This is a genomic window from Lentzea sp. NPDC005914 (genome assembly GCF_040629405.1).
In the GTDB taxonomy this organism is placed as follows: Bacteria; Actinomycetota; Actinomycetes; order Mycobacteriales; family Pseudonocardiaceae; genus Lentzea.
In genome coordinates this window covers 1-8,720 of sequence record NZ_JBEXVQ010000079.1, presented here as the reverse complement: position 1 = coordinate 8,720, position 8,720 = coordinate 1, and the positions used below count along the sequence as shown (strand labels likewise).

The 8,720-nt window shown below is 64.8% G+C and carries 5 protein-coding genes and 1 pseudogene; 5 read left to right on the top strand and 1 reads right to left on the bottom strand.

The window, feature by feature from the left end; genetic code table 11:
- Positions 1-1,192 precede the first annotated feature (1,192 nt).
- Both ABZ345_RS47030 and ABZ345_RS47025 read left to right on the top strand, forming a co-directional pair.
- The gene (locus tag ABZ345_RS47030; RefSeq protein ID WP_359862229.1) at positions 1,193-3,697 is read left to right on the top strand and encodes a hypothetical protein; all 2,505 of its coding nucleotides are present in this window, start codon (positions 1,193-1,195) and stop codon (positions 3,695-3,697) included.
- 498 nt (positions 3,698-4,195) lie between these two features.
- Positions 4,196-5,022, top strand: a pseudogene (locus ABZ345_RS47025) (IS5 family transposase).
- A gap of 57 nt (positions 5,023-5,079) precedes the next feature.
- On the opposite strand, the gene ABZ345_RS47020 reads toward ABZ345_RS47025, so the two are convergent.
- The gene (locus ABZ345_RS47020; protein WP_359862228.1) at positions 5,080-5,922 is read right to left on the bottom strand and encodes a cold shock domain-containing protein; all 843 of its coding nucleotides are present in this window, start codon (positions 5,920-5,922) and stop codon (positions 5,080-5,082) included.
- A gap of 162 nt (positions 5,923-6,084) precedes the next feature.
- Between ABZ345_RS47020 and ABZ345_RS47015 the strand changes: the two genes are divergently transcribed.
- The 3 genes from ABZ345_RS47015 (at position 6,085) to ABZ345_RS47005 (ending at position 8,637) form a co-directional block, all read left to right on the top strand.
- The gene (locus ABZ345_RS47015; RefSeq protein ID WP_359862226.1) at positions 6,085-6,312 is read left to right on the top strand and encodes a hypothetical protein; all 228 of its coding nucleotides are present in this window, start codon (positions 6,085-6,087) and stop codon (positions 6,310-6,312) included.
- A 784-nt stretch (positions 6,313-7,096) separates the two neighbouring features.
- A complete protein-coding gene (locus ABZ345_RS47010) occupies positions 7,097-7,549 on the top strand; it encodes a cellulose-binding domain-containing protein (RefSeq protein WP_359862224.1) in 453 nt (150 codons plus the stop codon).
- Positions 7,550-7,578: 29 nt separating this feature from the next.
- Positions 7,579-8,637 (top strand): NB-ARC domain-containing protein, encoded by a 1,059-nt coding sequence (locus tag ABZ345_RS47005; protein WP_359862222.1) that lies wholly within the window; start codon positions 7,579-7,581, stop codon positions 8,635-8,637.
- The last annotated feature ends 83 nt before the right edge of the window (positions 8,638-8,720 follow it).

Sequence of the window (8,720 nt, the reverse complement as noted above, 5' to 3'; positions counted from 1 at the left end):
CCCCACCGCCTACGAAGCCACCCGATACCAACCAGTCGATCAGGTAGCGTGACAACACCTCATCGACCCTGTCCGTCAAAACGGGGCAACCCCAGTCGGTCCGAGGACTCCTTCTGTGTGAACTATGGCAGCGATACTGCGCTGACCTGCGGAAACAAGACTCCTGCAGGTCGGCGCGGTTCCGTTTAAGTCTATTGAGGACCGTCCCGATACGTTCAACGCACGCAGTTGCTCCCAATCTGCTCCCACTCCGTGCTCCCAAGGCTCGTCGGCGCTGTCTTGCCTGTGGTCGGCCCGCGCGCTCAGCGGCATGAGAGTGCGTTAGTGGTGACGCGCTGAACGTGTAGCCACTCTGACACGTCCGAAAGCGGTCCATGAGTTCGAATGTCGTAGTCAGTCATTCACCTGGGAGTACACTGGCAGTTGCGTCGCCGAACCAGGTAGCTCCTAGATCAGCTCGTATTGAGAGGATCCGTCAAATATTGACGATCATCCCGCGACCGCAAACTGCGCTCGCAGGCGAGCGGTACGGAGACGCTATTGCACGGCGACGTGCGGGTTTTCTTGCGCTTGCCAAAACACGCCTCTTCACTGGGTGGTTGAGCCCGTGCTGACGCGGTTGTCAGGCTCCTCGAAGATCGTGAGGGAGCGGGTGTAGCGGCGTTCGGCTTCCGCGTAGTTACCCCGCAGTGTGCCACCAGGTCAGCAATACGTCCCTGAGTAGCTGGGGCGGATCAAGCGTCGAGGTGAGCATTAGGGCCGTTCTATCCAGGCGGCAACGCACGACAGACGCCTGAGCTCAAGCGCCCTTCCCCCGTGAGATATTTCAACTCGTCCGGCCGTGGCTGGGGCTCGACCGCTACGCCGGACGGGCGATGCGCGCTAGCGGGGGTAACTGCACCTCGCGACAGGGCGATTCCTGGACAGGAGACCGCGTATCGACGCCGGAGGTCGCGATGTACTTGGTTCGTTGCCGGTCTGAACAGGACCGTAGCGACCGGCTCCTGGAGACGATCTGCCAGCAACATCCCGGAATCTTGCATCGCAACTTGGCCATGGTCGCTACCTACGCGATGTGTGGCGGCTGTCACGACAGGCGCTCTTAACGCGATGTACATGTATGACGCGGCGATGGTGGCTTGTTGCGAGCGCACTGCTGCTTGCTGCTGGTCTGAGTTGGTGGGTCGCGCAGGTGGCGCTGCTGGAGCCAGGGGAGCGTGGCAACGCAAGTGGCTACGGCCAGTTTGTGCTCGCTGTCGTCGGGTTGCTGATCATCGTTGGAGGCTGGGTCGTTAAGACTTTCGCCCCGGTCGAGGCACCGGAGCTAGACCGGCTCACCGATGCTCTGGCGTTAGCGATGCGCAACCAGTGGGAGGACGCTGCGAACGACCGTCGGTTGCTGCAGCCCGCGCCGCTGCCGGTCCGCTGGTGCCGTACCGCAGAACGCGTGGCTGGCCCAGTGGCTGCTGCCAGCTCGGCATATGACGATCACGTACCGTTCGAACCGCTTCCCGGTCTGGACCGAGTCACCCCCAGTCGGCTGCGGAGCGGAAACCGACGCGCGCTGCACACGGTCTATGGTGGGCTCGCGTCCGGTCGATTGCTGATCCTTGGGGGCCCCGGCACCGGGAAAAGCTCTGCGGCGGTTCTGTTGCTGCTCGACGCGCTGCGCTACCGCGACCAAGCCAGCATCGAAGATGGGCGACGTATACCTGTCCCGGTCGTGTTCACCCTGCAGAACTGGAATCCCGCAACCACATCTGTCCAAGACTGGCTGTGCAGCAAGCTGTCCGAAATCCCGTTGTTCGCAGGCCGTACCGGCACAGCGCACGCTAAGGCTCTGCTGCGCGCTGGACGTATCGCCGTGTTCCTCGACGGGCTGGACGAAATCCCCGAACAGACCCGCCCGCTGGCGCTGCAAGCACTGAGTGAACAAGCCACTTTCCGACTCGTCGTGCTCAGCCGCGTCACGGCTCTGGCAGGCGCCGCCCTCGACCACACGCTCACCGGCGCAGCAGCCATCGAACTCCAACTACTCACCCCTACCGACGTCGCCGACTACCTGGTCCGGCCCCTCGCCGAACCCGCGCCACCCGCCTGGCAGGCCGTTGCCGCCACCCTCACCCAGCAACCGGACAGCGTTCTCACCCGAACACTCACTACCCCTCTCGCTGCCTGCCTTCTCCGCGATGCCTATCTGCCGGCGGCACCCGTCGATGAACTCCTCGACGAAACCCGCTTTCCTGACTCCGATGGCATCACCAACCACCTCCTCGACCGCGCCATCACCACGGCCTATGGTCCGCGCCCAGGACAACCAACGCCTAGGTATACCGCCGAAACCGCCCATCGCACGCTCACTGTCATCGCCACCTACATGAACCACCACCACACCCGCGACCTCAGGTGGTGGACCATCCCGACCTGGATTCCGCGTGCACGCCGCACGTTCATGACCGTCCTCTTCGCAACACTAGCCTTCGGGCTTCCCGTTGGGCTCTCGGCAGGCATCACGGACGGGATTACGGAAGCGCTGTGGTCAGGGACAGAGGCGGGGCTCTGGACCGGGGTCACGACCGGAGCCTCGGCGGGGCTCATATTCGGGCTCGTGTTCGGGCTCCCGGCCGGGCTCGTTGCCGGGCTCAGAGGTAGCGCGGTCACGCCTCCGCGAGCGAAACGGTTCGGATGGCGGCAACTTTTTACGATCCGACACCTCACGCGCTCTCTTCCTCGTGCGTTCGTGTTCGGGCTCATGTTTGGCGTCGGCTTCGAGAGCATGAAATCGGACTGGTCTAGCTTTCAAGGCAATGCCACCGCCGGGATCGTCTTCGGGTTCATTGCCGGGCTCGTCGCCGGGCTCAGAGGTAGCGCGGTCACACGTCCGCGAATGAAACGGTTCGGATGGCGGCTTTTCGCGCTCCGTCACCTCATGTTTGCGCTCCCTATTGGGCTCATGTTCGCTATCGTCTTCTACTACGGGTCCTTGTCTCTGTTCGGCTACCGCGCGCTGGGGCCTATGGTCGTTTCCGTGGTCGTTCCCGTGGCTGGGCTCATGATCGGGCTCGTGGCGGCACTGGTGTGGCCGCAGTTCTTCGCGGTCCGGCAGCTGGCAGCTGGACTCCCGTTCGGGGTCGCGGTCGGGCTCTTTACCGGGCTCGTGCGTGGACTCCAAGAAGCCAGCTCTGGGCTTGCGGGCGTGCTCATATACAGCCTCGTAACCGGTGTAGTGGTGGGCCTCGCGTCGGCGCTCACATTCGGACTCGTGACCGAGCTCTTTACCAATGTCAATAACACGGACTCTGTGGACCCTGTCAAAGCATGGGAGGGTGACAACGCCTTCGGGCTGATGATCGGGCTTGCAGGAGGGCTCACGGCCGGGCTGGCTAGCTGGGCCATTCTCTGGGGCTCGGATTTGACTTCGGCGCCATATGGACTTGGCGTGGGCGTTGCGGCTGGACTCACGACCTGGCTGACGTACTCGAGGGCGGGGACCACTGCTGTAGCCCAGATCCACCTGGCCACGCGTCATAACACTCCGCTACGGCTGATGCGGTTCCTGGACGACGCTCGATCACGACACCTACTTCGAGCCGTCGGACCGATCTATCAGTTCAGGCACGCCACCCTCCAAGACCGACTAGAGGTGTCCTCAGCCCCCCGCCAGCCACAGATAGATACGGGCGCGGGCGATAGCTGACCGGGTCGAACGACTTCTGTATCGTGCCCGGTTCTTCACGGGCCCTGCGGCATCACAATCCGTAGGGGCGAGCGCCATCCGCGGACCGCCGAGTGCTGCGGCTTGGTCTGCGATGCGGAGGACTTCGAGTCGCTGATGACCGCCGCTGCGGTCACCGCGGCCTGAACCGCGCGACCGCGCTACAAGCAGGGCAGGGCAAGCCCCATGCGGTATGGAAACACCCCTGGGTGATCTCGACGCTCATCATGGGCCGCCCCACCCGTCGTCACCCAACCCGATTACGCGCTGCCGGGTCCACCCCATGCCGCTATGCAGGGAACGACGACAAGTCCTGATCACTGGCCAACCCCTTGACACAAAACGATTTACGCTGATGAGCGTCTGTTCTGGGGCTGATCACGGCAAGTCATGCGTGCCCGGCAAGGTGGCTCGTGAGGCTTGGAACTCCTAACAGAATGATCTTGGAATAAGATTGATCAACGACGTGTTGATCACGGTGTGAGGAAGGGCGAGCAGCTTCCCTGGATCGTGTCCGACGAGTTGTGGGCGCGGATCGAGCCGCTGCTCCCGGTGGTGCCGCGTCGCGCCGATCATCCGGGACGCAAGCGGCTGGATGACCGCAAGGTGTTGTGCGGCATCCTGTTCGTGCTCTACACCGGCATCCCGTGGGAGTTCCTGCCCCAGGAACTCGGCTTCGGTTCCGGTATGACCGCCTGGCGGCGGTTGCGCGACTGGCACCAGGCCGGCGTGTGGTAGCGACTGCACGAGAACCTGCTCGCCGAGCTCAACGCGGCGAACGCGCTGGACTGGTCGCGGGCGGGGATCGACGGCTCGCACGTGCGTGCCCCCAAGGGCGGCCCAAAACCGGTGCGAGCCCGGTCGGCCGCGCCAGAACGGGCTCGAAGCACCACCTGATCACCGAAGGGCACGGCATCCCGCTGGCCGTGTCACTCACCGGCCGCCGCCGCAATGACGTCACCCAGCTGATGCCGCTGATCGACAAGGTCCCCGCCGGTGCGCGGCAAACGCGGCCGCCCGCGATTCCGGCCTGACGCGCTGTACGCCGACTGCGGCTATGACCACGACAAGTACCGCGACCTGGTCCGCGACCTGGGCATCACACCCGTGATCGCCCGCCGCGGCAGCGAACACGGCTCCGGCCTGGGCGTCTACCGCTGGGTGGTCGAGCAGACTTCGCACTGCTGCACTGGTTCCGCCGTCTGCGGATCCGCTGGGAGATCCGCGACGACATCCACGAAGCCTTCCTCAGTCTGGCCTGCGGCATCATCTGCTGGCGCCGACTCCGCAACCTCTCATTGCGTTAGGAGTTCTAAGTCCCGCATGCCTGACGTTCCTCAGCCAGTGGCCATCGCGTGCGATGGTCACCGCCGCACACTTCGGTTGATGATCACGGCCGCGCCGGAGAAGCGATGCATCGTCCGATAGTAGTTGGGCGCGATCCCGATCAGCCGTAGCAGCAGCGGTTCAGGGCTTTTCGAGTATTTTTCCAAGCTGAGGTTGACAATCGCGTTTGCGCCAAGGCTGGCAGCGTACGTCTGCAGCCCCTCTTTTGCTTCGTTGGGATCGAAGGCCTCATACCAGCAGGTCGGCGCCACGACCTGCACAATGTCGAAGCCGTGCACAGTGGAGTTCTTCGTCATGATGAAACGGTCCGGTTCACGAAATCGTTGTCGCTGCTGACCTGTCGGTCGGCCAGAGTCGTCCACAACGGCCACATGGCTGGCACGAGGTCCTCGGGTTGATGTGCCCGGTTCGAACGTAACGCGATGACCTGTCACCACTGCGGTGGCACTGATGACCTTGGTGACGTGGAAGAAGTAGTCCACGCCGTCGTCTCCGGCGATGAAGCCGTATCCTCGGCTCTGCTCGAAGAATCTCACCCGGCCGTACAGGAGCCCGGCACGCGCGGTGTGTTCGGTCCGTTCCTGTCTTGCGCTATGGGTAGATTCAGTCGAACGGGTAGTGTCGTCTTCGGAAGCTTTACGGGGCTCGCCTGGTGGAATTCCGTACGCATCACGCACTCGTCGAGCCACGTGGTCTTTGATCTTAACGTGCTCATCTCGCGCGAAAAACCCGAGTTCTTCCAGTTTGTCCAGCAGTTTCCACGTGGGCACCTGCAGTTCGCGTGCTAGGTCTGTCAGGCCGACAGCGGATGCGGTCGGTTCAGTACCGCTCATTTCCGCGTCGGTTGCTGGGTCAGGCATCGGCTGATGATAGGAGACTACTTCCTAGTAGTGAGCCGTCTTGTCTCGGAGGTTCGACCGAGCCAACAGAGTCTGCGCCCGGTACGCCGGTCGCACGCGAGCGCACGGTCGTCGGCGTGAGCGCGCTCAAGCGACGCGATCAGCGATGATGAGCTGAACCTCATGGAGGATCAGCAGGCGCCGCAGTCGGTCGAGAGTGAGGCGAAGGTCATCACGCTCTGCGGCTCGACCAAGTTCGAGGCCGAGTTCGCGGAGGTCAACCAGCGGCTCACGATGGAAGGTTGCGTCGTGATCAGCCTTGGAATGTTCAGCCTCCCCGATCTGCCGGACTACGACTGGACAGCCGACAGCTCGGACCTGAAGGGGCGGCTCGGCGGCGTGCACTTCTAAACGATTCGCATGGCTGACGAGGTGTACATCGTGGATCCGGGCGGCTACGTAGGTCAGTCAACCCGACGGGAGATTGCCTACGCGGAGTCGCTCGGCAAGCCGGTTCGATATCTGAGTCGCGAGCGCTTGGCTCGAGCAGGAGACGGCCCCCAAGAGTGAGTCCGACCGGGCCGTCCGCACATCGGCAGAAGAGGACGTTCGAGCGGCGGCAGGGGCCGACGATGTTGACGTGCTGGCCGCCCACCAGTCGGCACTGTCATCCGCGACCGCATGCCAGCGCTGGTCAGATCCTCGTCTCCGGTGAGGAATAGCGCATGGTTGGAATAAGTACCTTCCACCAGTAATCAAGCACCGGCGCGGGGGGGCGTGCGCGCCCACCGCGACGCCAAAGGCCGCGCGCCTACCGCTTCACGGTGACCGGCACCGTGTTCAAGGGCGAGCAGGACCCCGCTGGGGCGCGGGCCGACTGGGTCGTGGGCGCCCTCGCGGCCTGGGCGATCACGGTGCTGGAAGACCTTGCCTCACCCGAGAGCGACCACCTGTTCCACCGGCACGGCCGCGTCCACGCGGGCACGCCCGTGCTGTCACTGTCGCGCACCAACGCCGGGCTCAACGAGCTCATCACGTGGATCGCCGACTACTGCCGGCCTCGCCGAGCACACTTCATGAGTTCCTTGGTACCGCTTGGAAAAACTCCAATCGAGCAGCAGAAGGCACACGTCCGCCGAGATCAGGCCCGTGCTCGCGGACGGCACCGACTACTCGTTGCTGGCTGTGGAGCGGCGTGCTGCGCACCGAAGGCGTCGACGGCAGCCCCGCTCACCGCGACCGAAACCCAGGCGACGCAGGCGAAACGCGGCCTGTGGGCGCAGAAGTGCCCGAACACTGCGCCACGACGACCACGGTGCGGCCGCGGCCGACGTGCGCTGTCGCCTACCAGATCAACAGCCAGTGGCCCGGCGCATTCCAGGCCGAGGTGACTGTGAGCAACGTCAGCGGCGCCGTGGTCGACGGCTGGACGCTGAGGTGGCGGTTCGCGGACGGTCAGACGGTGAGGCAGATGTGGAGCGCGACGTCCTCGCAGAACGGCGCGGACGTGGCCGTCACCAACGCGGGATACACCGCGCTGATCGTGCCGGACGGGTCGGTCTCGCTCGGTTTCAACGGTGTGGTGAAAGGTGCCAATTCAAGGCCAACTTCGTTCACGCTGAACGGCGCTGCCTGCACGACCGAATAGACGTGTGCGGCCGTCGCTAGTGTGGTGCGGTGGACGACGGTCAAGGCTCGCGTGCGGAGTCCGCGAACGTTGTCGACACCGTCTCCGGCAACGTGGTGCAGGCCCGCGACGTGGCGGGCAACCTGGTGCTCAACGTCGGACAGCAGGCGTCGCCGGTCGCCCGCGTGCCACGGGAACTTCCGCTCGACGTCGCGGACTTCGCCGGCCGCGAGGAGGAACTCGCCGAGCTGGACCGGTTGCGCGAGGATGCTTCCGGCGCGGTGGTGATCTCTGCGGTCTCCGGCACGGCGGGGGTTGGCAAGACCGCTCTCGCTGTGCACTGGGCGCATCGGGTCCGCGGCGCGTACCCGGACGGCGACCTCTACATCGACCTGCGGGGATATGACCCGAATCAGCCGGTCAGCCCCGAGGACGCGCTGGGCGAGTTGCTGCGCAGCCTGGTCGGGTCGGCCGAGCCGGTGCCCACGAATCTGTCCGATCGCAGCCGGTTATTTCGCACGCTGGTGGCCGAACGACGCATGCTGATCGTGCTCGACAACGCCCGCAGTGTCGAGCAGGTGAGGCCGCTGCTGCCGGGGGCGGGCTCGACGTTCGTCGTGGTCACGAGCCGGGACTCGCTCGGCGGGCTGGTGATCCGCGACGGAGCGAGCCGCGTGCACCTAGGGCTGCTCGAACCGGACGAGGCGCTTGGGCTGTTCACGTCGCTGGTGGGAGAGCGGGCTCGGGCCGACCCTGAGGCGGCGCAGAGGCTGTGCGAGTGGAGCACGTGTCTCCCGCTGGCCCTGCGGATCACCGCGGAGATGGTCAACGCCCGGCCGCACGAGAGCCTGACCGCGCTGGTGGCGGAACTCGCTGGCGCCGACCGCCTCGACCTGATGGAGGCCGGCGACGAGCGGACCGCGGTGCGCACGGTGTTCTCGTGGTCCTACCGGCACCTGAGCCTCGCGACGGCCAAAGCGTTCCGGTACCTCGCGATCGCACCGGGACGAGATGTCGATGCTCGGGCAGTTGCCGCGCTCACCGGCACTGCGGTCGCCGACGCGCGCAAGGCCGTGACAGAGCTGGAGCGCGCGCACCTAGACGAGTAAGTCCTAACTGATCAGTGGTCGTAGGCGATCAGGGATCGGGTGATGGGTTGGCCGGTGGCGCGGTTGTGCCAGATGGCGGCGGT